Raw genomic sequence first — 24,172 nt, forward strand, 5'->3', positions numbered from 1 at the left:
CGGCCCGCTCGGGCTGGCCGGCCGCTCGAGGAATTCTTCATGACCTTCAATCGTCGGCGCTTCTTGCAAGCGAGCGCCCAGACGGGTGCCGTTCTGTGCCTGTTCAACACCCTGGGGGCCCAGGCCTCCACACCCTTTTCCAGTATCCAGACGGCGCCCCGGCTCAAGCCGCCGGCCGGCAGCGTCGACTGCCACATGCATCTCTACGACGACCGCTATCCGGCCGCGCCCGGCGCCAAGCTGCTGCCGCCCAATGCCTCCCTGGACGACTACCGCCAGCTGCAGGCGCTGCTGGGGCTGCAACGCCTGGTGATCGTCACGCCGTCCACCTATGGCACCGACAATCGCTGCCTGCTCGACGGTCTGGCCCGCAGCGGCGGCCAGGCCCGCGGGGTGGCGGTGATCGACCAAGCCATCACCGCTGCCGAGTTGCAGGAGCTGCACCAGGCCGGGGTACGCGGTATCCGCTTCAACCTGAGCTATGGGGGTGCCGACCTGGACGATCTGGAGCCCCTGGCCGCACGGGTCAACGAACTGGGCTGGAACGTCCAGGTGGTCGCTCCGGGTAATCAGCTGGTGGAGCTGGAGAGCCGTCTGCAACGCCTGCCGGCGCGACTAGTGATCGATCACCTCGGCCATGTGCCCCAGCCGGAAGGCGTGCAGTCGGCGGCCTTCGCCGTGCTGGGGCGGCTGCTGGACGGTGGTCGTACCTGGGTGAAACTATCGGGGCCCTACATCAGGTCGCGCAGTGGTCCGCCGGACTATGCCGATGTCGGCGCCGTGGCGCGGGAGCTGGTCCGCCGGCATCCCGAACGGCTGCTGTGGGGCAGCGACTGGCCGCACCCCACGGTGGCGGCCGGCCACAAGCCGGACGACGGACACATCTTCGACCTGCTGGCCGACTGGGCACCCGATGAACAGGCGCGTACCGCCATCCTGCGCGACAACCCGGTCAGTCTGTACGGTTTTTGACCGTCGAGCCGTACAGTGGCTTGCCGCCCAGGCTGCGGGTCAGTTCGTCGGCGGTGGCACCCAGTACCCCATGCAGGGCGCGAGCGCGTTCCTGGGTAAGGCGGTTGGCCGGACCGGAGATGACCAGGGCGCCCAGCAGCTCTTCCTGAGCGCCATAGATCGGCAGCGCCAGGGATGCGGCATGGGGATCGGTGACACCACAGGAGTAGTAGGGCGTCAGCCCGGCCTTGGCGACCTCATGGGAGGTCTGCAGGGCCTGGGCGCTGGCCGCCTCGTCCATGGGCCGCATGTCGCCGGGTTGCAGGTGCAGGCGCAGGCGATGCGGCGAATTCACCCGGTACTGGCAGAGGCGATAGGCGCCGTGGCGCACATAGAAGGAGGCGGTCTCGCCGCTCTCTTCGGTCAGCTGATGCAGGCGCGGCATGATGTGGCGCTCCACATCGTGGGCGTCCTGGTAGATGGCGTTCAGCCGTACCACTTCGCTGGCCAGCATGTAGCGACCGTCGGCGAGGCGGGTGACCAGGCCAAAGGTCTCCAGCGAGACCAGCAGGCGCATGATGGTGCTCTTGATCAGCCCGGTGCGGGTGGTCAGCTCGGCGAGACTCAGGGCCGAATCGCCGATGCGAAAGGCGGTGAGCACGGTCAGGACGCGGTCGGCGGAGGCGACGCCGGCAACTTCCGGGCGCGGACGAGGGGTATTCAACCTGGATGTCTCCTGAGCGGACGGGGAGCCGCATTATCCGCGAGCGGACCGGAGGCGCCTAGGGTCAGGTTGACCCTCACCCCGGCCCTCTCCCGGGGGGAGAGGGGGAAGCTGGATATAGGTCAGCTTTTCGTAGGTTGCGGTTGAGCGCAGCGAAGCCCAACAGGGCGGTGCCTCGGGCGCTGCTGGTGTACCTCACCCTGGCTCTCTCCCGGGGGAGAGGGGGAAGCTGGACATAGGTCAGCTTTTCGTAGGTTACGGTTGAGCGCAGCGAAGCCCAACAGGGCGGTGTCTCAGGCACTGCCGGTGTCCCTCACCCCGGCCCTCTCCCGGCGGGAGAGGGGGAAGCTGGACATAGGTCAGTTTTTCGTAGGTCGCGGTTGATCGCAGCGAAGCCCAACGGGGTGGTGCCTCGGGCACTGCCGGTGTCCCTCACCCCGGCCCTCTCCCGTGGGAGAGGGGGAAGCTGGACATAGGTCAGCTTTTCGTAGGTTGTGGTTGAGTGCAGCGAAGCCCAACAGGGAGGTGTCTCAGACGCTGCCGGTGTCCCTCACCCTGGCCCTCTCTCAAAGGGAGAGGGGCTAGTCATAGGAGAGGTTCGGGCTTGAAATCTATCTTTTTGGCCCACTCGTAGCTGGCCACGAGCTGAGCAGGCGGATTCGAACGGAAGGACGCTCAGGGCATGAAACGATAAACCCGGCGCTGCCACACCGGGTTTCCTGCGAACGTAGGATTGGACGCCCTGGCAGAGGCTGCTCGTTCGATCAGGTGACCTCAGTATAGGAAGCCTGCATAGCGAAAGTCACTGTCGAATTCGGCAGCCTCTGGATACTGACTACGCCACAGTTCGTTGCCACAGGATTGCAGTCGTCCTAGACGATTTTGCCGTATCTGGGCGAATACGCGACTCAAGGCGCACCTCGAAATCGACCTAGCCCAATTCCCCATTGAGCTTGCGCAGCAGACGCAACAGCTCGGCCCGCTCGGCATCCTCCAGTGGCGCGCTGGCGGCGCGATCGCTGGCGGCGGCGCGTTCCTTGAGTTCACCCACCAGGGCACGGCCCTGCTCGGTGAGGTGCAGGGCGTAGGCGCGGCGATCCTGGGTGCCCCGTACCCGCTCGGCCAGGCCCTGGCGTTCCAGCTTGTTCAGCAGCAGCACCAGTTGCGGTGGCTCGATGGCCAGGCGCCGGGCCAGGTCGGCCTGCATCAGGCCCGGTTCCTGTTCGAGGATCACCAGGGCGGTGAACTGGGCGGGGCGCAGGTCATAGGCGGCCAGGCTGTCCACCAGGTGCTGGAACATCTTCATCTGGGCGCGGCGCAGGGCATAGCCTACGGCGGTGTCCAGCCAGGGGGTGGCGGCAGGGTCCAGGGGCGTGGCGTCGTCGGGGGAACTCATCGGCGGGAAGGGCTTCCGTCGGAGATGGCGAGAGGAGGGTATCGAGGGGTCATTCTAGTCCAGATCCTGGCGCGCGCGGCGATGGCGATAGGCGAACTGGGCACGACTCAGGCCGAGCAGTCGCGCCGCGGCGGCCACGTTGCCCTGGCTGCGCGCCAGGGCTTCGTCGAGCAGCTCGGCTTCCAGCTGTCCCAGGTGCAGCGGGCGTTTGCCGTCCACGCCCAGGCGTTCCAGCCAGCTGGCTGTCTGCGGCGCCGGTTCCAGGAGGTCGGCCGGCAGCGATTCGCCGCGAAACAGGTGGGGCAGGTCGATGAGTTCGCCCGGATCGCTGGCGATCACCCCGCGCTCCACCAGATTCTGCAATTCCCGCACGTTGCCGGGAAAGTCGTAGCGCAGCAGGGCCTTGAGGGCGCGCATGGTCAGGCCCACTGGCGGACGTTCGTAGGCGGCGCAGAAGCGCCGCAGGAACAGATCCACCAGCAGCGGCACGTCGTCGCGGCGGTCCCGCAGGGGCGGGATGCCGATGGGATAGACGTTGAGGCGATAGAAGAGGTCTTCGCGGAAGTCGCCGCGGCGTACCGCGTCGCGCAGGTCCAGATTGGTGGCGGCGATCACGCGCACGTCCACCTTGAGGGTGCGGCTGCCGCCGACCCGCTCGATCTCGCGCTCCTGGAGCGCGCGCAGCAGCTTGCCCTGGCCGGGCAGACTCAGGCAGGCGATCTCGTCGAGAAACAGGGTGCCGCCCTGGGCGCGTTCGAAGCGCCCGGCGCGGGACTGGTTGGCGCCGGTGTAGGCGCCGCGCTCCACGCCGAACAATTCGGCTTCGATGAGATTCTCGGGAATGGCCGCGCAGTTGAGTGCGACGAAGGGGCCGTCGGCGCGGCGGCTGAGGCGGTGCAGGTGGCTGGCGAACAATTCCTTGCCCACCCCGGATTCGCCGGTGAGCAGCACCGTGGCCGGGGTCGGGGCGACCCGCTGCAGGGCCTGGAAGGCGCTGTTGAAGGCCGCCGAGGCGCCCACCAGCGGTTGCTGGCCGTCGGCGGCGTGGGGCAGGGGCGCGGGCAGGCGTTCCGTGGCGGCTGTCGCGGGGGCGCCGTCGCCAGCGGCATTGAGATAGCGCAGGTCTTCCGCCACATCGGGCCAGCGTTCGGCATTGCGGCCTTCGACCCGGCAGACGTGGTGGCCCATGGCGCGGCATTCCACCTCGCGAAAGATCACCAGGCGACCGAACAGGCTGCTGACATAGCCGATCGCATAGCCGATCTCCATCCAGCAGGCCGGGTCGCTGCCCTGACCGTGGGCGATCTGGTGCTCGTCGCATTCGGCCGAGTGATGCCAGAGGAATTCGCCGCCATAGCGCCCTTGGTCGACATCGAATTCGAAATGCAGCGGCTCGACCCGCACCAGACCCTCCAGGCCATGCAGGCGGGTACCGGCCGCGAAGATGGCCGCGGCGTCGGCCTGGGGCCAGCGCTTGCGCACCAGTTCGGCGTCCCTTACCCCAGAAAGATAGCCCACCCGGGTCAGCAGACCGCGGGCGCGCTCCTGACCCAGGGCGCCGATCAACTCGCGCCGCAGGGCACCAAAGGCGGAGGCGTGCACCAGCAGCATGCGCTGGTCATTGAGCCAGATGCGGCCATCGCCGGGCGAGAAGAACAGGCACTCGGCCAGTTCCGCCTGGGTCGGGCTGGCGCTGCCGTCCCAGGCGGCACTGTCGCCCCGGTGCAGGCCCGGCGCGACCTGCTGCAAGGCGTTGAGGGACAGGCGTTCGGACAGGGCCATGGCAGGACTCCCGGAGTAATTGCGCAAATGCGCAATCGAGAGAAAGGTTATACCTCATAACTTTATCTTTTGAGCAAGACGTTTGCCGGGTAGGCCGGGTGTCTTTGTCCACCTAAATCAGCAAGTCCCTGATTGAACGGCTCTTTCTCCTGCCAGCCCGGGCTGGGCACAGCCTTTGCTCCCCTGTCCTTGCCCACCGTGGCCCGATAACAACAAGGAGAAGGCTATGAGCAGACCATCCACACCGTTCCTGGACGGCGCACCCTGGCGCGAGCGGATTTTCGATGGCGACTGGATCGCCGCCCAGGGTGGCATCCTGGAGGTCGTCGAACCCGCCACTGGCCAGCCCCTGCATTGCACCGGCCTGGCCAGTGGCGCCGACATCGACCAGGCCTGCGCCAAGGCGGCCCAGGCGCAACCGGCCTGGGCCGCCTGGACAGCGCGGCAAAAGGCCGGGCTGTTCCTGGCCGCGGCCGCGCAGCTGGAAATGCAGCGCGCTGAACTGGCCCCCCTGATCGCCCGGGAGACCGGCGGCATCCTGCCCAAGGCCGAGCTGGAATTGCGCGAAGCCGGGGTCATCCTGCAGCAGGTCGCCGGCCAGTTGCTGCAGCCCCATGGCGTGGTCCTGCCCAGCGAGCGCGGGGCGCTGTCCTATGCCCGCCGCCTGCCCCATGGCGTGGTGGGGGTGATCTCGCCCTTCAACTTCCCGCTGATCCTTTCGCTGCGCGCCGTGGCACCGGCGCTGGCCTGCGGCAATGCCGTGGTGCTCAAGCCGGATCACCAGACGCCGGTGAGCGGCGGCATCCTGATCGCCCGACTGTTCGAGGCCATCGGCCTGCCCAAGGGCGTGCTGCAGGTGCTGCCCGGTCGCGCCGAGGCCGGGGCGGCGCTCTGCGCCCATCCCCAGGTGCGGATGATCGCCTTCACCGGCTCGACCCAGGCCGGGCGCCAGGTGGCGGAAAGCGCCGGGCGCCACCTGAAGAAGGTGGCCCTGGAGTTGGGCGGCAAGAATCCGCTGATCGTGCTCGACGACGCCGATCTCGACCGCGCCGTCGGCTGCGCCGCCTGGGGCAGTTTCCTGCACCAGGGCCAGATCTGCATGGCCACCGGGCTGATCCTGGTGCACCAGCGCCTCGCCGCCGCCTTCACCGAACGCCTGGTCGCCCGCGCCGCCGCCCTGCGCCTGGGTGATCCGCTGGAACCCACGACCCAGCTGGGTCCGCTGATCAACGCCCGGCAGCTGCAACGGGTACAGGGCATCGTCGCCGACAGCCTCGCCGCCGGTGCCCGGCTGGAGCAGGGCGGCCGGCACGAAGGGTTGTTCTATGCCCCGACCGTACTGAGCGGTGTCCGTCCCGGCATGCGCGCCTTCGACGAAGAGATCTTTGGTCCGGTGGCCAGCGTGGTGACCTTCGCCAGCGAGGCCGAGGCCGTCGACCTGGCCAATCGCACCCCCTACGGCCTGGCGGCCGGCGTGCTCTCCGGCTCCCTGGCCCGCGCTCGCGCCCTGGGTGAACGCCTGGAATGCGGAATGCTGCACCTCAACGACCAGACGGTGAACGACGAGGTGGTCAATCCCTTCGGCGGGCGTGGCCAGTCCGGCAATGGCGGCAGCGTCGGCGGCCTGTGCAACTGGGACGACTACAGCCAGTGGCAGTGGGTGACCGAGCATATCGAGCCGCCACGCTATCCCTTCTAGCCCGTGTTACCCAACCAATAACAACAAGAGGAAAATCCCATGACCCTGTATGGCAAGACCCTGGTCGTCACCGGCGTGGCTTCCGGCATCGGCGCTGAACTGGCGCGTCTGGCGCGCTTTCAGGGCGCCTATGTGATCGGCGTCGATCGCAATCAGCCCCAGCTCAGCCTGGACGACTTCCACCAGGCCGACCTGGGCGATCCCGACAGCATCGCCGCCCTGGTCAACCGCCTGCCGGAGCGTCTGCACGGCCTGTGCAATGTCGCCGGGGTGCCAGGCACGGCGCCCCGGGAGGCCGTGGCGCGAGTCAACTATCTCGGCCTGCGGCTGCTCAGCCAGCAACTGGTCGCGCGGCTGGGGCAGGGTGGCGCCATCGTCAACGTCGCCTCCATCCTCGGCGCCGAATGGCCACAGCGCCTGGAACAGCATCGCGCGCTGGCGCAGATCGCCGACTTCGCCCAGGCCCAGGCCTGGCTGGAAGCCCATCCGGTGGACCAGGCCACCTGCTACCAGTACTTCAAGGAGGCGCTCATCGTCTGGAGCTTCGTGCAGTCCCAGACCTGGCTCCGCGAATTCGGCGTACGGCTGAATTGCGTGGCGCCGGGGCCGGTATTCACCCCCATCCTCGGCGACTTCGTCAGCATGCTCGGCGAAGAGCGCGTCGCCCGCGACAGCCAGCGCATGCTGCGCCCGGCGCTGGCCGACGAGGTGGCCGAGGCCATTGCCTTCCTCTGCAGCGATGCCTCGCGCTGGATCAACGGCGCCAACCTGCCGGTGGATGGCGGTCTCGCCGCCAGTTACGTCTGATCCGGATCGCCGCGCCTGCCCGGGTGCGGCGATCGCGTTTTCCCACAACAAGAACAACTTTAGGACGACGTCATGCGCACACGTTTCGGATTCGGTCTGCTGGCCGCGGCCAGCCTCGCCTCCCTGCAGGTCCAGGCCTACGATCTGCCCGGTCTCAACCTCGGCTCCACCAGCTTCTACGATGGCGCGCCGGCGCCGGATGGCCCCGGCTGGTACCTGTCGGAGTACCTGATCTATGGCAAGACCAGCCGCTTCAACGACCAGGACGGGCGCAAGCTGCCCTTGCCCAAGCAGGAGCTGACCACCTTCGCCCCGGTCAGCCAGATCATCTATGTCGGCCAGCCCCTGGCCAATGGCGCCATGCCCGGCTTCACCGCCATCCTGCCCTGGCTGGCCCATGCCGATGTCGATGACGGCCTCGGCGGCCAGGCGCTGAGCGCCCGCGAAGGGGTAGGGGACCTGACCCTGGGCGCCTTCCTGCAACTGCCCACTACCACCCGCCCCGACGGCGGACCGCGCTGGGCGCAGCGCATCGAGGCCGAGATCGTCGCCCCCACCGGTCGTTACGACCGCGACCGGGCGATCAATCCGGGCAGCAACTTCTGGTCCTTCAATCCCTACTACGCCACCACCTACTGGCTGACGCCGCAGTGGTCGGTGACCGGACGCTTCTGGTACCTGTGGAATGGCAAGAACGACCAGCCGCTACGCAGCTTTGGCGATGTGTCCGATACCCGGGCCGGCCAGGCGCTGCATGCCAACTTCGCCACCCAGTACGCGCTGAACGATCGGCTCAGCGTCGGCCTGAGCGGCTACTGGCTTCGGCAGATCACCGATACCCAGGTGGACGGGCATGACGTCAGCGGGCGGCGGGAAAAGGTCTGGGCCTGGGGCCCGGGTTTCACCTACGCCTTTTCCCGGGAGAACCTGGTCACCGTCAACAGCTACTTCGAGCAGGACGCCGAGAACCGCACCGAGGGGCGCAAGTTCGTCGTCAACTTCCTGCACAAGCTGTAGCGCTAGCGATCGATGGGGATGCCCCGGTTCGGCGGTGGTGGAGGCGCTGGCGGCTGGGGCTGCTGGGCCTGGGGATGGGGCACCATGTGCCAGGTCTCGTTGCGTGGCCGGCGGTCGATGTAGACCGGCACCGGCTGATAGATGATGCCGGAGCCACGCACCTCGGTTTCCTGACGAGAGCTGGAAGAGGACGAGGAGCCGCCGACCACGGTGACGCCGTCGACCGGACGTTGGCGGCTGGAAGCGGGGCGGGTACCACGGTGACCTCGCGCGGCGCACTGACCGGCGGAGGCGCGGCGGGCCTGGGCGGCGGCGTGAAGCCGTTGCTGTCGGGCAGACTCTGCAGCGGAATGGTAGTGATCTGACTATTCGTCGGGCAGGCGCCCTGGGTATAGGTCGTCCGGCCCTGGTCGTCCACGCACTTGTAGACATCCTGAGCGGCCACGACGCCACTGGCGAGCAGCAGGCCATAGAGCAGCGAACGCATGATGAGGCCCTCCGGGCACTCGAAGTGTCTTCCGCAGGATACAAGATGCCTGCCACGACTCCCAGTGCCGGCGCGTGCTCGGGATGAATCCGGTGGCTGGACGGCCGACGTCGGCGCAAGAACCCTGCGACCTTGCCGATGGCTGTCGCGCCTCCTCGTGTTCTTCGCCTCGCAGGTATCCAGCGCCTCCAGGCCTACCGTCGAGCGCTTTATCGGAAGTCAGGTGCTACAGGTTAGTAGACAGCCTTATCGCCTCCGCCACGCCCTCGAACACTGAGGGTTGCCGGCAGCGCAGGGCGAGGGTGATCCGAATCCGGGCCGCCCCTCATCGACCAGCACAGCGGTTCGACTTGACCCAGATGCGAATCGCCTTTAATACTGTATGCATATACAGATAGAGGCGATGGCCATGGACAACACCCCTGCAGGTCTGGCGGCATGAGCGGCGGCGGCGCCAGCCTGGCCCGGCTGTTCGAGGAGCGGCGCCTGTGGAAGGGGCAGACCAGTTCCGAAGCCCGGCGCAGTGGTCAGCCCACCGGGGTCGCTGCCCTGGATGCCCATCTGCCTGGCGCCGGCTGGCCCGAGGCGGCCCTCACCGAATTGCTGCTCGCCGGCCCCGGCCATGGCGAGTTGCGGCTGCTCTGGCCGACCCTGGCGCGCCTGAGCCAGGCCGCCGAGCGCATCGCCCTGATCGCGCCGCCGCTGTCGCCCTATCCATTGGCCTGGCAGGCGGCCGGGGTGGCGCTGGATTCCCTGGTGGTGATCCGCGCCCAGGGCGCCGAGGTGCTCTGGGCCGCCGAGCAATGCCTGCGTTCGGGTTGCTTTGGCGCGGTGCTCTGCTGGCCCGAGCGCGCCGACGATCGCCAGTTGCGCCGGTTGCAGGTCGCCGCCGAGAGCGGTCGCACCCTGGCCTTCGCCCTGCGTCCGGCCGCTGCCTTGGACAATCCTTCGCCAGCGGCCTTGCGCCTGGAACTTCGGGCCCCCCTGGAACGGTTGCACATCCGCAAATGCCGGGGCGGGCAACCTGGGGTGCTCGATTTGGCCGGCGGCGCTTGAGCTGGCCATGCGCTGGGCCTGCATCCTCTTTCCGCAGCTGGCGCTGGATGCCGTGCTGCGCCGTCACCCGCAGCCGGAGCAGCCGCTGGTGCTGCTCTCCGGACCACCGCACCGGCGTCTGCTGCAGGCGGTCAATCCGGCCGCCCGGGCCCTGGGACTGCGCCCGGGCCTGACCCTGACCGCCGCCCAGGCGCTGACCCGCGACTTCGAGCAGCAGGAGCACGATCCGGCACTCATCGAGACTGCCGAGGCGCTGCTGGCGGCCTGGGGCTATGGCTTCAGTTCCCAGGTCAGCCGCCACTACCCCCGGGCGCTGCTGCTGGAGGTGCAGTCCAGCCTGCCGCTGCTGGGGCCGTGGCCGCGGCTGGAACGGCGCCTGCGCCAGGAGCTCCAGGGCCTTGGCTTTCGCCATCGGCTGGCCCTGGCGCCCAATCCGGTGGCGGCGCGGGTGCTGACCAATGTCGCCGACGGTCTGGCCGCCTCCGCCGATGAGCTGCCGCGTCTGCTCGATCGGCTCCCGGTGGAACGGGCCGGTTTCGCCCCCAGCAGGCCCAGGCGCTGGCACGCATGGGCATCCGCCGCCTGGCGCAGCTCAAGGCCCTGCCCAGGGCCGCCCTGGCCCGCCGCTTCACCCCAGAGCTCCTGCAGCAGCTGGATCTGCTGGGTGGCGGCCGCAGCCTGGCGCTGGAGTTCTATCAGCCTCCCGACCGTTTCGTGACGCGGGTGGAGCTCAATTTCGAGGTGGAATCCCACCAGGCCCTGCTGTTCCCGCTGCGCCGCCTCACCGCCGACCTGGCCGCCTGGCTGGCCAGTCGCGACCGTGGCGTGCAGCGCTTTCTGCTCTGGCTGGAGCATCGCCAGGGTCCGGCCACCGCCCTCACCATCGGCCTGCTGGCGCCCGAGCGCGATGCCGCCCTGCTATTCGAATTCGCCCGAGGTCGTCTCGAACAGCTGCAGGTGGTGGCGCCGGTACTGGCGCTGCGCCTGGAAAGCGAGGAATTGCCGCTCTTCGTGCCGGAACGCCATGGTCTGTTCGACGAACGCCCGGCCCAGGCCGTGGGCTGGGAAGTATTGCGCGAGCGCCTGCGTGCCCGGCTGGGCGAAGCAGCGGTACTCGGTCTTGGCATCCAGGCGGATCACCGTCCCGAGCGCGCCCTAGTCTGGCGCCCGGAACGACGCCTGGAGACCGCGCTGCCCGGTCTGCGTCCGGGTTGGCTGCTGAGCGAACCGCGTCCCCTCGACGGTCAGCCACGCCGCGTCCTCGCGGGCCCTGAACGCATCGAAAGTGGCTGGTGGGACGGGGGCGACCAGCGCCGCGACTACTATCGCATCGAGGTGGCCGACGGACGCCAGGCCTGGGCCTTTCGCCGCTATGGCGAGGAGACGCCCTGGTGGATCCAGGGCTGGTTCGCATGAGCGGCTATGCCGAGCTGCATTGCCTGTCGAATTTCAGTTTCCAGCGCGGTGCCTCCAGCGCCCTGGAGTTGTTCGAGCGCGCCAAGGCGCTGGGCTACGCGGCGCTGGCCATCACCGACGAAGGCACCCTGAGCGGCATCGTCCGTGCCTGGCAGGCGGCGCGTCAGGTCGGGCTGCCACTCATCGTCGGCAGTGAGCTGACCCTCGACGATGGCCTGCGGCTGGTGCTGCTGGCGGAGGATCTGTCGGGTTACGAGACCCTCTGCGCCCTGATCACCCGGGCGCGCCGTCGTGCGCCCAAGGGCCGCTACCAGCTTGCTCGCGCGGATCTGCAGCCGCCACTGCCCGGGCTGCTGGCGATCTGGTTGCCGGGAGAAGAACCCGTGGCCGAGGCAGGCGCCTGGCTCAAGCAGGTCTTCGCCGAGCGCCTCTGGCTCGGCGTCGAATTGCTGCGCGGCGCCGACGATACCGCCCGACTCCTGCAGTTGCAGGCACTGGGCACCCAACTGGGCGTGCCGGCAGTGGCCTGTGGCGACGTGCACATGCACACCCGCGGGCGCCGGGCCCTGCAGGATGTGCTCACCGGCATCCGCCATCACCTGCCGGTGGCCGAGGCCGGCTATCGCCTGCATCCCAACGGCGAGCGCCATCTGCGCCCGCTGGCGGTGCTCGAAAGCCTCTATCCCGCGGCGCTGCGCGCCGAGACCCTGAGGATCGCCGCCCGCTGCCGCTTCGATCTGGGCGAGTTGCGCTATCGCTATCCCCAGGAGGTGATACCCGCCGGCGCGACGGCCGGCGCCTGGCTGGCCGAGCTGACCCGCCGTGGCCTGGCCTGGCGCTGGCCGGAAGGCGCGCCGGAAAGGGTCACCGACCAGGTGGCCCGGGAGCTGGCGCTGATCGCCGAAAAGGGCTACGAGAACTACTTCCTCACCGTGTACGACATCGTCGACTACGCCCGCCGCCAGCACATCCTCTGCCAGGGCCGCGGCTCGGCGGCCAACTCGGTGGTCTGCTATGTGCTGGGCATCACCGAGCTGAATCCGCTCACCGGCAATCTGCTGTTCGAGCGCTTCATCTCCCGCGAGCGCGACGAGCCGCCCGATATCGACGTCGATTTCGAGCACGAGCGGCGCGAAGAGGTCATCCAGTACGTCTTTCGCCGCTATGGGCGCGAGCGGGCCGCGCTCACCGCGGTGGTCAGCACCTATCACGCCGCCGGCGCCCTGCGCGATGTCGGCAAGGCCCTGGGCCTGCCGGGCGACCAGCTCGACGCCCTGTCCGGGTGCGCCGGGCGCTGGACCGACGAGATCCCCGGTCCGCAGCGTCTGCGCGAAGCGGGTTTCGACCCGGACAGCCCGCTGCTGCAGCGAGTGCTCATCCTCGCCGGCCAACTGATCGGCTTTCCCCGGCACCTCTCCCAGCATCCCGGTGGCTTCGTCATTTCCGCAGCGCCCCTGGCGACGCTGGTGCCGGTGGAAAACGCCGCCATGCCCGAACGCACCCTGATCCAGTGGGACAAGGACGACCTCGATGCCGTGGGCCTGCTCAAGGTCGACATCCTCGCCCTGGGCATGCTCAGCGCCCTGCGCCGCTGCTTCGATCTGGTCGCCGGCTGGCGCGGCCAGCGCTGGACCCTGGCCAGCCTGCCCCAGGAAGACCCGCCCACCTACGCCATGATCTCCCGCGCCGATACGGTGGGGGTGTTCCAGATCGAATCCCGCGCCCAGATGGCCATGCTGCCGCGCCTCAGGCCGCAAACCCTCTACGACCTGGTGATCGAGGTGGCCATCGTCCGTCCCGGCCCCATCCAGGGCGACATGGTGCATCCCTATCTGCGCCGCCGGAACGGGGAAGAGGAGGCCGACTATCCCCATGACGAATTGCGTCCAGCCCTGGAGCGCACCCTGGGAGTGCCGCTGTTCCAGGAACAGGTGATGCAGATCGCCATGGTCGCCGCCCAGTACACGCCCGGCGAAGCCGATCAGTTGCGCCGCTCCATGGCTGCCTGGAAGCGCCACGGCGGCCTCGAACCCCATCGCCAACGGCTGCACAGCCGCATGGTCGAGCGCGGCTATCGCCCGGAATTCGCCGCGCGCCTCTTCGAGCAGATCAAGGGCTTCGGCAGCTACGGCTTTCCCGAATCCCATGCCGCCAGCTTCGCCCTGCTGACCTATGCCAGCTCCTGGCTCAAGTGCCACGAGCCGGCCGCCTTCGCCTGTGCCCTGGTCAACAGCTGGCCGATGGGTTTCTACAGTCCGGATCAGGTGTTGCAGGACGCCCGGCGCCACGGCATCGAGGTGCGCGCGGTGACCGTGCAGGCCAGCGACTGGGATTGCCGGCTGGAGGCGAGTGCCGGCCATCAGCCGGCGATCCGCCTGGGCCTGCGCCTGGTACAGGGGCTGGCGGAAGCGGCTGGCCAGCGCCTGGTAGCGGCACGGGGTACGCAGCCCTTTCGCGACGTCGAGGACCTCTGTCGTCGGGCCGAGCTGGATGCCCGGGCGCGCGGACAGCTGGCGGAGGCCGGCGCCCTGGCGGAGCTGGCCGGGGATCGCCATCAGGCACGCTGGGCCATGGCCGGGGTGGAGCGCCAGCTGCCGCTGTTCGCGTCGGCGGACAGCGCCCTGGAGGAACGCCCGGCCTTGCTCGCACCCAGCGTCGCGGAGGACGTGCATGCCGACTACCGCATGCTGGGCACCACCCTGGGACCCCATCCGCTGAGCCTGTTGCGCGGTGAACTCCAGGCCCGGCGCTGCCGGGATTTCCGTGAGCTGGACGAGATCAGACCCGGTGCCCTGGTGCGGGTGGCCGGACTGGTACGCGGACGACAGCGACCGGGCACGGCCAGCGGGGTGATCTTCGTGACCCTGGAAGACGAGCACGGCATGCTCAATGTGGTGGTCTGGCGCGCGGTGGGCGAACAGCAGCGGCGACCGTTGTTGCAGGCACGATTGCTACAGGTCGAGGGGCATCTGGAACGGGAAGCGGGGGTGCAGCACCTGATCGCCGGTCGCTTGACCGACCTGAGTCCTTTGCTCGACGAACTCATGGTGTCGAGTCGGGATTTCCACTAGGGCTTGAGGGAGAGGTGAGGCGGGGGAGAGGCTGGTGGAGCGGGGGACTGTCTTCCGAAGCGCTCTGAAGCGCCCGGAAGACAAGAATCGACCAACGCAGTCTTAGCTGACGGCGTCTTTGAGGCCTTTGCCGGGCTTGAAGCCGGGCAGCTTGGCAGCGGCGATCTTGATGGTGGCACCGGTCTGCGGGTTGCGGCCTTCGCGAGCAGCGCGCTCTTTTACTGCGAAAGTTCCGAAACCGACCAGGCTGACGCTGTCGCCTTGCTTCAGGGCGTCGGTCACCGCAGTGGTGAAGGCGTCCAGGGCTTTGGCAGCGGTGGCCTTGGGCAGGTCGGCAGACGCGGCAATGGCGTCGATCAGCTCAGCTTTATTCATGTAAAAACTCCATGTGTGAGTATTGGCCAGGCAGTATAGCGGCAGCTTTGCCTTGCGTAGAGCCTTTGTGAGCCTCTACGTGGCCGGTTGAAGCAGCCTTGTTGTTCGGCGCTACAGGATACGCATAGCGGGCGAAAGAACGATAGGGTATTCGATCTGGCAGGGGCGTGAAAACCTGATCCGCACTGCATTTTCCACGCTTCACAGCCCAACCGTCGCCTTTTTGGGCAGCGGCAATGGCCGTTTGGTTTCCTCTAGTCGCTGAACGAAAAGTCGCCGAGCGATGGTGAGGCGAGGCGAAAAACCTTGAGGAAGCGGAGTTTACGAGTGGTAAATGAGCATTCCGACCGGGCTGGCGATCCAGAGGTTTTTCAACGAAGCATCACCGAGTGCAGGCAGTTTTCGTACAGTGCCTAAGCTACGCGGTCGGGCGAGATATGCGGCTGCAACGGTGGCGTCAGGGGCGGCAGGCCATAGGCCGCACGGGCGGCATCGCAGTGCGGATTGGCTTCGCCATGCTCCCAGGCGGCGGTGAACTCGCGGCAGGTGCTGGAACGGTTTTCATAGACGGTGCAGCGCGTGCCGCAGCCCACCTCGCCGAGCAGGGCCGCACAGCGTACCGGCTTCTGCTCGGTGCCCTGCATGGCTACCAGGTGCGGGCTGATCGCGACGGTCAGGTAGTCGGGCACCAGGCCGCCTGCCGACTGGCATTCGCCCCAATAGAAAGACACGCGAAAATGGGCGCAGCAGGCGCCACAGCTGAGGCAGGGATTCTCGGTCGACATGGACGACAGCCATCGTAGGAACCGGCAGGGCCGGCGGGACAGGCACGGATTCTAGGCAAGCCCCGTGAGGCTGCGAAGCCCCCTCCAACGACCGTTCGGCGGCGACCTACGGCAGTCTTTTCAGGTGCTCGGGCGTGACCAGATGTCGCTGCAGCCAGGCAATGAACAGCCGCACCTTGGCCGGCACCAGGCGCCGATGGGGATAGAGGGCGTGGATGGCGATGGCCTGGGTGTACCAGGGGGCGAACAGTCGCTCCAGGCGACCCGCCGCCAGGTCATCGCCCACCAGGAAATCCGGCTGGCGAATGATGCCGTGGCCGTCCAGCGCCGCCTGGTGGAGGACGCTGCCATTGTTGGCGCGCAGTGGACCGCTGACCTTGACCTGCAGGCGCTCCCCCTCACGCTGGAATTCCCAGAGATCGCCATCGCTGGCGTAGCTGTAGAGCAGGCAACGATGCTCACGCAAGGCGGTGGGATGCTCGGGGCGACCATGGCGCTGCAAATAGGCGGGTGCGGCACAGATGAACAGCTCGACCGCTCCCAGGGGCTGCGCCACCAGACTGGAGTCGCTGAGGTCGCCGATGCGCACGGCCAGATCGAAGCCTTCCTCGACCAGGCGCACCTGGCGATCGCTCAGCTCCAGATCGATGGCGACCTCGGGATATTCATGCAGGAAGCTACTCACCAGCGGCGCCAGGTGACGTACGCCAAAGGTGAGGGGCGCACTGACCCTGAGCCGCCCCTGGGGCCGCTCGTGGCCTTCCTGCAGGCGCTGCTCGAGGGCCTCCAGATCACCGAGCAGCGGGACCAGTCCTTCATGCAGCGTACGCCCGGCCTCGGTCAGGCTCAGGGTGCGGGTGGTGCGTTGCAGCAGCCGAGTGCCGTAGTGGCGCTCCAGGGCCGCCAGGTGCTTGGTAAGCGCCGAGCGCGACAGCTCCAGCCGCTCCGCTGCGGCGGTCAGGCTGCCCAGTTCGACGATCTTGATGAAGGCTTGCAGGGCTCTCAGAGTGTCCAAGGATTGTTTCCATAGCGTGCACAGTTCATTCCCAGGGTGCGCCTTTATTCGCGTGCTGGAAACAGGACAATAGCGTCATCCTTCCTCCGTTCGAGAATCAGCATGACCGACCGTACTGCATCCTATGCCCCGCTGTTGCTGCGCCTGGCCCTGGGCGCCATGTTCCTGGCCCACGGCCTGACCAAGCTGCTGGTGTTCACCCTGCCGGGCACGGCGGGTTTCTTCGCCTCGGTGGGCTTTCCCGGCTGGCTGGCCTATCCGGTCACCTTCTTCGAGCTGGGCGCGGGCGTACTCCTGATCCTCGGCGCCTGGGTGCGTCCGGTCGCGGCAATCGCCGCCGTCCAACTGTTCGCGGCCGCGACGGTCCATTTCGGCAACGGCTGGTCCTTCTCCAATCCCCATGGCGGCTGGGAATATCCGGTCTTTCTCGCCGTGACCGCCGCCGCCCTGGCACTGCTGGGCGCTGGCCAGCTCTCCTGGGATGCCCGCAAGCATTCCTGAACCCTGCTCAGAGGTCGCCACCATGTCGCTTCCCACCCTGTTCGTTTCTCACGGTTCGCCCATGGAGGCGCTCGACGCCGGCGCGGCGGGAACGGCCTGGCGCGACCTGGGACGGTCGCTGCCGCCCCCGGCCGCCATCGTTGTGGTCTCGGCGCACTTCGATACCCGGGTTCCGCTGTTCGGCAGCGCCAAGCGGCCGGCTACCGTCCATGACTTCTATGGCTTTCCCGAGGCCCTCTATCAACTGGACTATCCCGCGCCTGGCGCTCCGGCCCTGGCCGAGCAGCTGGCGCAAGGGCTACGTGATCAGGGCTGGGAGGCCGAGACGGGCGAGCAAGGACTGGATCATGGCGCCTGGGTGCCGCTGCGCTATCTCTATCCCGACGCTCGGATCCCCGTGGTGCCGCTGTCGATGAGCGCTGCCCGCGGGCCGGACTACCACTATGCCCTGGGCCAGGCGCTGGCCAGGGTGCTACCGGCGGACACCCTGCTGATCGGCTCGGGCAGCCTGACCCACAACCTCGGTGATTTCCGCCGTGGCGGCGCCGACTCCCCCAGCTATGTGCGGGACTTCCAGCAATGGATGCAGACCCGCCTGCGCGAGCGGGACCTGGACGCCTTGCTCGATTACCGACGTCAGGCGCCGCAGGCCCGCCAGGCCCATCCCACCGACGAGCACCTGTTGCCGCTGTTCGTCGCCCTGGGCGCGGCCGACCCCGAGGGCACCTTCAGCGTCCATCACGACGGCATCGCCCATCGCATCCTGGCCATGGATCTCTACGGCTTTTCCCGTCACTAGCCGTTCGCCAACAAAAAGCCCGGAGCGGTAACGCATCCGGGCTTTTTGCTAACGGCAGTGTGACGTTCGATCAGCCGAACAGCTTGGGACCATAGCCCCACATCAGAACCGTGGTCGCCATCAGCACCTCCAGCACCAGCACCCCGATGGCCAGGGTGGAACCGGACATGATGAAGCCTTCCCGCTGGTCGATATTGAGGAAGGAGGGGATACCCGTATAGAGCAGGTAGGCCGAATAGGCCAGGCCGACGATCCCGGCGATGGCGCACAGCCACACCAGCGGATAGAAGCCCACCAGACCGCTCAGCAGCATGGGCGTGGCCACGTAGCCGGCGAAGAGGATGCAGCGGTTGGCACTGGGCCGATCCGGATAGCGCCGCGCCAGCCAGTGGATCACATGCCCCATGGCTACGACGGCCGCCATGATCAGCGCATAGCTGATGACCGCCAGGACCACCGCCGTGGGTATGTCCAGCACATGGGCTTCACCGCCGCCGAAGCGCCAGCCGAAGGTGGTGGTCCCTACCAGGGAAGCGACGACGGGAATGGCCGCCAGGAAGGCGACATGATGGGCGAAGAAGTGTCCGACCGTTTCCCCTTCGCGACGGATCTGTTGCCACTCGCGATCGGGATGGGCCAGCAGGCCCCAGACATGATTGATCATGATCCTGCTCCTCACCCGCTGTGGTCGCCGCAAGCGGGCCTCTATGGATGGCGAACGCTGGGTAAAACGCGACTGGCGACTACCTTAGGAGTATAGAAGAGGTCTGGAATGCGTCATGCGAGCCGACGAAGGGCAGCTTGCCTGCAGACGAAGCGACTAATGGTGCACAGAGCACCAGGCTGGTGCGTTTCTTGGCCTCTGCTGTCCGGCCAGCGCCCGGAAGGCAATACCTGACCACTTGGACAGGAAATTGCTTGTTCAGGGTATCTGTTACCGCCAAACGAGGCCTGTCATGCCATCTCTCGACATCATCATCGCCGGCGCCGGCATGGGCGGTCTCACCGCCGCCCTGGCGTTGCAGCAGGCCGGGCACCGGGTCCGCCTGTTCGAGCGCGCGCAGGATCTCGCCCCCATCGGTGCGGCCATTTCCATCTGGCCCAACGGCGTCAAGGTACTCGAACACCTGGGGCTCGGGTCCGCTATCGCCGCGGTCAGCGGTGACATGCAGACCATGAGCTACCGGGACCACGAGGGACGGTTGCTTACCCAGTTCAGCCTGCTGCCTCTTTATACGGCCGTGGGCCGGCCAGCACGTCCCATCGCCCGTGCCCACCTGCAGCGACTGCTGCTGGAAGCCGTGGGCGCCGAGCGGGTGACCCTGGGTGTTGGTTGCGACGGCTTCGAGCAGGATGCGACCGGGGTGACCGTGCTCCTTGGCGACGGTCGGCGCGAACGGGCCGATCTGCTGATCGCTGCCGATGGAACCCACTCGCGCCTGCGGGAGCGGGTGGTGGGCCAGGCCATCACCCGTGAGTATTGCGGCTACGTGAACTGGAACGGGCGGGTGAGGATCGCGCCGGAGCTGGCCGAGGCCCACGACTGGGCGCAATTCGTCGGGGCGCACCAGCGGGTTTCCCTGATGCCCATGGGCGGCGGCGAATTCTATTTCTTTTTCGACGTACCCCTGCCCAAGGGCACACCCAACGACCGCGGCCGTTACCGCGCGGAGCTGGCCGAGCACTTCGCCGGCTGGGCGCCGCCGGTGCAGCGCCTCATCGAACGACTGGATCCCCAGGGTGTGGCCCGCGTGGAGATCCACGATACCCGGCCATTGCCGACCCTGGTGCAGGGACGGGTGGCGCTCCTGGGCGATTCCGCCCATGCCATGGCCCCGGACCTGGGGCAGGGCGGTTGCCAGGCCATGGAGGATGCCTGGGTGCTGGCGCGCTGCCTGGACGCCGAGACCGATCCGCGCGCGGCCCTGCAGGCCTACGAGCAGGCCCGGCTGGAACGGGTCGCCGGCATCGTCGAGCGGGCGCGCAAGCGCTGCGAGATCACCCACGGTCATGAGCCCCTGGCCACCCAGGCCTGGTACGCCGAGCTGGCCCGGGAAACCGGCGAAACGGTGATCGCCGGCCTGCGCAAGACCGCCGAGGGCGGTCCGCTGTGAAATAGCCCTGGCCCGCGGGGACGAATGGCAGTGCCGGGGGTCGAAAGGCCCACGTCCTCGTCGGAGAGTTAGCCCATGCGCCTGCGTCTCGCCCTGACCCTTGCCAGCCTTGCCATCACCCCGCTGGCCTTTGCCGCCGACGGCGGCTGTCCCTATCCGCAGACGGTGAAATTCGCCGGCCCCAACTGGGAGAGCGGCATGTTCACCACCGAGGTGCTGCGCCTGCTGGTGGAGAAGGGCTATGGCTGCCAGACCGACAGCGTGCCGGGCAATACCGTGACCCTGGAAAACGCCCTGGCGCAAAACGACATCCAGGTCACGGGCGAGCAGTGGGCCGGGCGCAGTCCGGCCTGGCGCGCGGCGGAAAAGGCCGGCAAGGTCTTTGCCGTCGGCGAGACGGTCAAGGGCGCTACCGAGGGCTGGTGGGTACCGGAATACCTGGTCAAGGGTGATCCCGCGCGGGGCATCCAGGCCAAGGCGCCGGACCTGAAGAGCGTCGCCGATCTGCCGCGCTACAAGGAGTTGTTCCGCGATCCGGAAGAGCCCGGCAAGGGGCGTTTCCTCAACTGCCCGACCGGCTGGACCTGCGAGATCGTCAACAGCCAGAAGCTCAAGGCCTACAAGCTGACCGACAGCTACACCAACTTCCGCACCGGCACCGGCCCCGCGCTGGACGCGGCCATCGCCACCGCCATGCGCCGTGGCGAGCCAGTGCTCTTCTACTATTGGTCGCCGACCCCGCTGATGGGCCGCTACAAGCTGGTCCAGCTGGAAGAACCGCCGTTCAGCCAGAAGGCCTGGGATACCCTGTCGGATCCGAAGAATCCCGATCCGCTGCCGTCACGCTCCCTGCCGGCCAAGATCACCATCGGCGTCTCCCGCGACCTGCACGACAAGGCGCCGGCCCTGGTGGCGCTGTTCGAGAAGGTCGAATTCCCCCTCGACCAGTTCAACGGCATCCTCGCCGGCATGGCCGAGAAACGCGAAGACGCCCAGGTCGTGGCCAAGCGTTTCCTCAAGGAGCATCCGGAGGTCTGGACGTCCTGGCTGCCGGCGGAAAACGCCGAGCGGGTAAAGGCGGCGCTCTAGGCGCCGTGATTAGGGGATAATGGCGGTTTCCCGTGCTGGAGCCGCCCATGACCGTCGCCGCCCTCACCATGTACGTCGAGCCTGCCGAGGTGCGCGACGCCTATCGCCAGCTGGCCGAGGCCGTGGCGCTGCGCCTGGGCGAGACGCTCGACCCTGCGCCCGAGGAGCTGCCGGCGCTCTGGACGCATCCCGCGCTGCTGCTGGCCCAGACCTGCGGCTATCCCTGGGCGACCCGCCTGCGTGGCCAGGTGCGCCTGGTCGCGGCGCCGCGTTATCGCTTCGAGGGTTGCCAGGCGGCCGAGCACTGCGCCTTCATCCTGGTGCCCGAGACGCTGGAGGTGACCAGCCTGGCCGATCTGCGCGGCAAGCGTGTCGCCCTCAACGGCCTGGATTCCAATACCGGCATGAATCTGCTGCGCCACGCCGTGGCGCCCCTGGCCGAGCGTGCCCGCTTCTTCGGCGAGATGATCGTCAGCGAAAGCCACGCCAACAGCCTGGCGCTGTTGCAGCAGGGGCACGCCGATGTGGCCGCGGTGGATGCCGTGACCTATGGCTATCTGCAACGCGCCCAGCCCGCGCGGGTCGCCGGTCTGCGCCTGCTGCAACGCACTCGCACCAGCCCGGCACTGCCCTTCATCACCGCCGCCAGTCGTTCGGACGCGGAAGTGCAGGCCTTGCGCACGGCCCTGAACGACAGCCTGGCCGCCGATCCTGCGTTGGCCGACATCCTTGCCCTCGACGGTGTCACGGCCGTGGAAGAGGCGACTTATCTACCCCTGCTGGATTGGCGCCGGGAGGCGGTGGAGCAGGGTTACCCAGTGATTGCCTAGGTTGGGTTGAGACGGCTTTACCGTCGAAGCCCAACACGGGGGGCTTGGCCCTGTTGGGCTTCGCTGCGCTACGGGTCCCGACCCTGGCGTAGGGTGGGTTGAGACAGCTTTATCGTCGAAGCCCAACATCGAGGAGCTCGGCCTAGGTCCTGTTGAGCTTCGCCGTGCTCAGCGCAGCCTATGCCCGCTCACCCTCCTGCAACCGCTTTAACTCCACCAGGTCATGGCTGCAGAACAGCGTCAACCCCAGGTCCTGGCGCAGGGAAAGTTCGCGCAGGCGCGCCTGGTTGTCCAGGCGGCTGGCGCGGTCGGCTTCCATCAGGCGCTGGTAGAACCTCAGGCCCGGTGTGCAGTGACGTTCGGGCTGGCGCATCTCGTCGCGATAGAAATAGGCGTCGCCAGCGTGCAGCAACCAGCCTCCGTCGTGCTGGATGGCAATACCGGCATGACCCGGGTATGGCCGGGCAGCGGGATCATCAGAATCTCCGGCGGCAGCCCAGGCAGGTCACGCACGCTGGCGAAGCCATTCCACCGCTCGCCCTGGGGTTCATGGAAATGCCAGTGGCGAATGCCTTGCCACTGTGCCGGACGGTAGCGGCGTCGAACGATGAAGCCATGGCGCTGCCGCTGCGCATCCCACTCGCGCTGCAGGACATGGACCTGGGCCTGGGGAAAGTCGTCCAGGCCGCCGGCGTGGTCGAAATCCAGATGGGTCAGCACGATATGGCGGACGTCGCCCGGACGAAAACCCAGGCGGCGGAGCTGCGCCAGGGCGCTGAGTTCGGGATCGTACTGGATGCGATTCATCAGCCGGAAGAACGGACTCAGCCGCCGGCCGCGTTCCCTGAGATCGGCTTCGCCAAAGCCGGTATCCACCAGCACCAGGCCGTCCCGGTCGGTTTCCACCAGCAGGCAATGACAGGCGAGGTGGGCGGCAAGGCCATGGCTGAAACCGTCGTACAGTGCCCCGCCCAGGGGCACATGCAGCCGCAGTTGAGGTGATGGATACGCATGATCGGCTCCGCGAGGGTGACCTCCGGTAGAAGAGGCGAGCGCGTGCAAAGTTCGAGCGCAGCGGTTGTCCGCGCGAGTGTCATTGCGGCGAGGGAGAGGTCGACGGGTCTGGGTGGCGCCGCTTGATCGACCAGAGCACGACGCTGTGTTCAGCGCCCGCGAGCCTCACAGGGGCGGCCCCAGGGGCTCTGGCTGAACCCTGAGCCCGCGGCGCTGACCAAGGTAGGATCGCCAGCGGAACGGCTCTGCCGCCCTGGCCCTCCCAGTGCAGACGGAGTCACCCATGCCCACAGCCTTTCCCCGCCGTTCCCTCCTGGCCGCCGGCCTCTCCCTTGGCCTGCTCGCCGCCGGCACCGCCCAGGCCGACAGCTGGTGCGCCAGCAAGCCGGTGAAGTTCGCCGGGGTGAACTGGGAGAGCGGCATGCTGCTCTCCGAATTGATGGGCTTCGTCCTGCAGCACGGCTATGACTGCAAGGTGGACAGCATCCCCGGCAACTCCATCACCCTGGAGCAGGCCCTGGGCAACAACGACATCCAGGTGTTCGCCGAGGAGTGGATAGGCCGCAGCGAGGCCTGGAACAAGGCCGCCGCCGCTGGCAAGGTGGTCGGCGTGGGCGCTCCTATAGAAGGTGCCACCGAAGGCTGGTACGTGCCACGCTATCTGGTGGAAGGCGAGGGCGCCAAGGCCCCCAACCTGAAGAGCATCGCCGACCTGGGTCAGTACGCCGAGCTGTTCCGTGATCCGGAAGAACCGGGCAAGGGCCGCTTCTACAATTGCCCGGCCGGCTGGACCTGCGAACTGGAAAACACCCAGATGCTGCAGAGCTACGGCCTGAGCGACAAATACACCAACTTCCGCCCCGGCACCGGACCGGCGCTGGATGCGGCCATCGTCTCGGCCACCCGGCGCAAGCAGCCGATCCTGACCTACTACTGGTCGCCGACGCCGCTGCTGGGCCGAGTCGACATGGTGCAGCTCAAGCCCCGTGACGGCGAAGCCAAGCGCATCCAGGTGCAGGCCGGCCTCTCCAAGCCTTTCCACGACGGCGCCCCCGAGCTGGTGGCCGTGCTGAGTCGAGTCAACGTACCCATCGAACTGCTCAACCGCACCCTGGCCGAGCAGGCCGAAGCCAAGCAGGACGCCCCCGCCGCGGCCAAGGCGCTGCTCAAGGCCCATCCCGAACTGTGGCAGGCCTGGGTGACCGACGCCGCGGCGCGCAGCAAGATCCAGGCGGCGCTCTAGG

General features: G+C 67.7%; 20 protein-coding genes and 3 pseudogenes. 13 read left to right on the forward strand and 10 right to left on the reverse strand.

All coding sequences use genetic code 11. The features are described 5' to 3' along the window. The first annotated feature begins 39 nt into the window (after positions 1-39). Positions 40-972 (forward strand): amidohydrolase family protein, encoded by a 933-nt coding sequence (locus tag BGI51_RS15640; RefSeq protein WP_187978909.1) that lies wholly within the window; start codon positions 40-42, stop codon positions 970-972. Here the strand turns inward: BGI51_RS15640 and BGI51_RS15645 are convergent. The 3 genes from BGI51_RS15645 to BGI51_RS15655 form a co-directional block, all read right to left on the reverse strand. Then, positions 953-1,675 (reverse strand): IclR family transcriptional regulator, encoded by a 723-nt coding sequence (locus tag BGI51_RS15645; protein ID WP_059314331.1) that lies wholly within the window; start codon positions 1,673-1,675, stop codon positions 953-955. The two genes, BGI51_RS15640 and BGI51_RS15645, sit on opposite strands and share 20 nt — an antisense overlap. A 931-nt stretch (positions 1,676-2,606) precedes the next feature. Then, positions 2,607-3,071 carry a MarR family winged helix-turn-helix transcriptional regulator gene (locus BGI51_RS15650; protein ID WP_187978910.1) on the reverse strand — a complete coding sequence of 155 codons (465 nt, stop codon included), beginning with the start codon at positions 3,069-3,071 and terminating at the stop codon, positions 2,607-2,609. Between the two features lie 54 nt (positions 3,072-3,125). Further along, positions 3,126-4,853 carry a sigma-54-dependent Fis family transcriptional regulator gene (locus BGI51_RS15655; protein ID WP_187978911.1) on the reverse strand — a complete coding sequence of 576 codons (1,728 nt, stop codon included), beginning with the start codon at positions 4,851-4,853 and terminating at the stop codon, positions 3,126-3,128. Between the two features lie 226 nt (positions 4,854-5,079). Here BGI51_RS15655 and BGI51_RS15660 point away from each other — a divergent pair, with 226 nt between their 5' ends. From BGI51_RS15660 to BGI51_RS15670, 3 genes are all read left to right on the forward strand, one after another. Then, positions 5,080-6,552, forward strand: a complete 1,473-nt coding sequence (locus BGI51_RS15660; protein WP_187978912.1) for a benzaldehyde dehydrogenase — start codon at positions 5,080-5,082, stop codon at positions 6,550-6,552. Positions 6,553-6,591: 39 nt separating this feature from the next. Further along, positions 6,592-7,359: a coniferyl-alcohol dehydrogenase gene (locus BGI51_RS15665; RefSeq protein ID WP_187978913.1), complete on the forward strand. Its 768-nt coding sequence runs from the start codon at positions 6,592-6,594 to the stop codon at positions 7,357-7,359. Positions 7,360-7,431: 72 nt separating this feature from the next. Further along, positions 7,432-8,376 (forward strand): SphA family protein, encoded by a 945-nt coding sequence (locus BGI51_RS15670; RefSeq protein ID WP_187978914.1) that lies wholly within the window; start codon positions 7,432-7,434, stop codon positions 8,374-8,376. 2 nt (positions 8,377-8,378) lie between these two features. Here BGI51_RS15670 and BGI51_RS23555 read toward each other — a convergent pair whose 3' ends face one another. After that, positions 8,379-8,537: a hypothetical protein gene (locus BGI51_RS23555; RefSeq protein WP_252977099.1), complete on the reverse strand. Its 159-nt coding sequence runs from the start codon at positions 8,535-8,537 to the stop codon at positions 8,379-8,381. 161 nt (positions 8,538-8,698) lie between these two features. Continuing rightward, positions 8,699-8,863: pseudogene (locus BGI51_RS23885) on the reverse strand (DUF4124 domain-containing protein); the annotation flags it as partial. 438 nt (positions 8,864-9,301) lie between these two features. On the opposite strand from BGI51_RS23885, the gene imuA reads away from it, so the two are divergent. The 3 genes and pseudogenes from imuA to BGI51_RS15690 all read left to right on the forward strand — a co-directional run bounded on the left by imuA (position 9,302) and on the right by BGI51_RS15690 (position 14,406). Further along, positions 9,302-9,919: a translesion DNA synthesis-associated protein ImuA gene (gene imuA / locus BGI51_RS15680; RefSeq protein ID WP_187978916.1), complete on the forward strand. Its 618-nt coding sequence runs from the start codon at positions 9,302-9,304 to the stop codon at positions 9,917-9,919. A 7-nt stretch (positions 9,920-9,926) separates the two neighbouring features. Further along, positions 9,927-11,335: pseudogene (locus tag BGI51_RS15685) on the forward strand (Y-family DNA polymerase). After that, positions 11,332-14,406, forward strand: a complete 3,075-nt coding sequence (locus BGI51_RS15690; RefSeq protein WP_187981336.1) for an error-prone DNA polymerase — start codon at positions 11,332-11,334, stop codon at positions 14,404-14,406. Before BGI51_RS15685 ends, BGI51_RS15690 begins: the two are co-directional and overlap by 4 nt. A 102-nt stretch (positions 14,407-14,508) precedes the next feature. On the opposite strand, the gene BGI51_RS15695 is transcribed toward BGI51_RS15690, so the two are convergent. From BGI51_RS15695 to BGI51_RS15705, 3 genes are all read right to left on the reverse strand, one after another. Continuing rightward, on the reverse strand, positions 14,509-14,781 hold the full coding sequence (locus BGI51_RS15695; protein WP_007159052.1) for an HU family DNA-binding protein: 273 nt from the start codon (positions 14,779-14,781) through the stop codon (positions 14,509-14,511). A 413-nt stretch (positions 14,782-15,194) separates the two neighbouring features. After that, positions 15,195-15,566: a YkgJ family cysteine cluster protein gene (locus BGI51_RS15700; RefSeq protein ID WP_187978917.1), complete on the reverse strand. Its 372-nt coding sequence runs from the start codon at positions 15,564-15,566 to the stop codon at positions 15,195-15,197. 106 nt (positions 15,567-15,672) lie between these two features. Beyond that, the gene (locus BGI51_RS15705; RefSeq protein WP_187978918.1) at positions 15,673-16,581 is read right to left on the reverse strand and encodes a LysR family transcriptional regulator; all 909 of its coding nucleotides are present in this window, start codon (positions 16,579-16,581) and stop codon (positions 15,673-15,675) included. A gap of 102 nt (positions 16,582-16,683) precedes the next feature. On the opposite strand from BGI51_RS15705, the gene BGI51_RS15710 reads away from it, so the two are divergent. Both BGI51_RS15710 and BGI51_RS15715 read left to right on the forward strand, forming a co-directional pair. Next, a complete protein-coding gene (locus tag BGI51_RS15710; protein WP_187978919.1) occupies positions 16,684-17,082 on the forward strand; it encodes a DoxX family protein in 399 nt (132 codons plus the stop codon). A 22-nt stretch (positions 17,083-17,104) separates the two neighbouring features. Further along, positions 17,105-17,881: a DODA-type extradiol aromatic ring-opening family dioxygenase gene (locus tag BGI51_RS15715; RefSeq protein WP_187978920.1), complete on the forward strand. Its 777-nt coding sequence runs from the start codon at positions 17,105-17,107 to the stop codon at positions 17,879-17,881. Between the two features lie 70 nt (positions 17,882-17,951). Here the strand turns inward: BGI51_RS15715 and BGI51_RS15720 are convergent, their stop codons facing one another. Beyond that, a complete protein-coding gene (locus BGI51_RS15720) occupies positions 17,952-18,545 on the reverse strand; it encodes a Yip1 family protein (RefSeq protein WP_187978921.1) in 594 nt (197 codons plus the stop codon). A gap of 292 nt (positions 18,546-18,837) precedes the next feature. Between BGI51_RS15720 and hpxO the strand changes: the two genes are divergently transcribed. From hpxO to BGI51_RS15735, 3 genes are all read left to right on the forward strand, one after another. Further along, positions 18,838-19,995, forward strand: a complete 1,158-nt coding sequence (hpxO, locus tag BGI51_RS15725) for an FAD-dependent urate hydroxylase HpxO (RefSeq protein ID WP_187978922.1) — start codon at positions 18,838-18,840, stop codon at positions 19,993-19,995. 75 nt (positions 19,996-20,070) lie between these two features. Next, a complete protein-coding gene (locus BGI51_RS15730; RefSeq protein ID WP_133859490.1) occupies positions 20,071-21,084 on the forward strand; it encodes an ABC transporter substrate-binding protein in 1,014 nt (337 codons plus the stop codon). A gap of 47 nt (positions 21,085-21,131) precedes the next feature. Next, entirely contained in the window at positions 21,132-21,914 is a 783-nt protein-coding gene (locus BGI51_RS15735; protein ID WP_187978923.1) for a phosphate/phosphite/phosphonate ABC transporter substrate-binding protein, read from the forward strand. A gap of 178 nt (positions 21,915-22,092) precedes the next feature. Here the strand turns inward: BGI51_RS15735 and BGI51_RS15740 are convergent. After that, positions 22,093-22,927: pseudogene (locus tag BGI51_RS15740) on the reverse strand (MBL fold metallo-hydrolase). 284 nt (positions 22,928-23,211) lie between these two features. Between BGI51_RS15740 and BGI51_RS15745 the strand changes: the two are divergent. Then, a complete protein-coding gene (locus tag BGI51_RS15745) occupies positions 23,212-24,171 on the forward strand; it encodes an ABC transporter substrate-binding protein (RefSeq protein WP_187978924.1) in 960 nt (319 codons plus the stop codon). Position 24,172 lies beyond the last annotated feature (1 nt).

The sequence above is a fragment of the Pseudomonas oryzihabitans genome (assembly GCF_014522265.1).
GTDB lineage: Bacteria > Pseudomonadota > Gammaproteobacteria > Pseudomonadales > Pseudomonadaceae > Chryseomonas > Chryseomonas aestiva.

Excerpts from the sequence above, each read along its gene's own strand:
- hpxO (WP_187978922.1), top strand. The coding sequence starts at position 18,838 with ATGCCATCTCTCGACATCATCATCGCCGGCGCCGGCATGGGCGGTCTC.
- BGI51_RS15640 (WP_187978909.1), top strand. The coding sequence starts at position 40 with ATGACCTTCAATCGTCGGCGCTTCTTGCAAGCGAGCGCCCAGACGGGT.
- BGI51_RS15670 (WP_187978914.1), top strand. The coding sequence starts at position 7,432 with ATGCGCACACGTTTCGGATTCGGTCTGCTGGCCGCGGCCAGCCTCGCC.
- BGI51_RS15665 (WP_187978913.1), top strand. The coding sequence starts at position 6,592 with ATGACCCTGTATGGCAAGACCCTGGTCGTCACCGGCGTGGCTTCCGGC.
- BGI51_RS15700 (WP_187978917.1), bottom strand. The coding sequence starts at position 15,566 with ATGTCGACCGAGAATCCCTGCCTCAGCTGTGGCGCCTGCTGCGCCCAT.
- BGI51_RS15655 (WP_187978911.1), bottom strand. The coding sequence starts at position 4,853 with ATGGCCCTGTCCGAACGCCTGTCCCTCAACGCCTTGCAGCAGGTCGCG.
- BGI51_RS15720 (WP_187978921.1), bottom strand. The coding sequence starts at position 18,545 with ATGATCAATCATGTCTGGGGCCTGCTGGCCCATCCCGATCGCGAGTGG.
- BGI51_RS15730 (WP_133859490.1), top strand. The coding sequence starts at position 20,071 with ATGCGCCTGCGTCTCGCCCTGACCCTTGCCAGCCTTGCCATCACCCCG.
- BGI51_RS15650 (WP_187978910.1), bottom strand. The coding sequence starts at position 3,071 with ATGAGTTCCCCCGACGACGCCACGCCCCTGGACCCTGCCGCCACCCCC.
- BGI51_RS15660 (WP_187978912.1), top strand. The coding sequence starts at position 5,080 with ATGAGCAGACCATCCACACCGTTCCTGGACGGCGCACCCTGGCGCGAG.
- BGI51_RS15735 (WP_187978923.1), top strand. The coding sequence starts at position 21,132 with ATGACCGTCGCCGCCCTCACCATGTACGTCGAGCCTGCCGAGGTGCGC.
- BGI51_RS15715 (WP_187978920.1), top strand. The coding sequence starts at position 17,105 with ATGTCGCTTCCCACCCTGTTCGTTTCTCACGGTTCGCCCATGGAGGCG.
- BGI51_RS15690 (WP_187981336.1), top strand. The coding sequence starts at position 11,332 with ATGAGCGGCTATGCCGAGCTGCATTGCCTGTCGAATTTCAGTTTCCAG.
- imuA (WP_187978916.1), top strand. The coding sequence starts at position 9,302 with ATGAGCGGCGGCGGCGCCAGCCTGGCCCGGCTGTTCGAGGAGCGGCGC.
- BGI51_RS15710 (WP_187978919.1), top strand. The coding sequence starts at position 16,684 with ATGACCGACCGTACTGCATCCTATGCCCCGCTGTTGCTGCGCCTGGCC.
- BGI51_RS15695 (WP_007159052.1), bottom strand. The coding sequence starts at position 14,781 with ATGAATAAAGCTGAGCTGATCGACGCCATTGCCGCGTCTGCCGACCTG.
- BGI51_RS15745 (WP_187978924.1), top strand. The coding sequence starts at position 23,212 with ATGCCCACAGCCTTTCCCCGCCGTTCCCTCCTGGCCGCCGGCCTCTCC.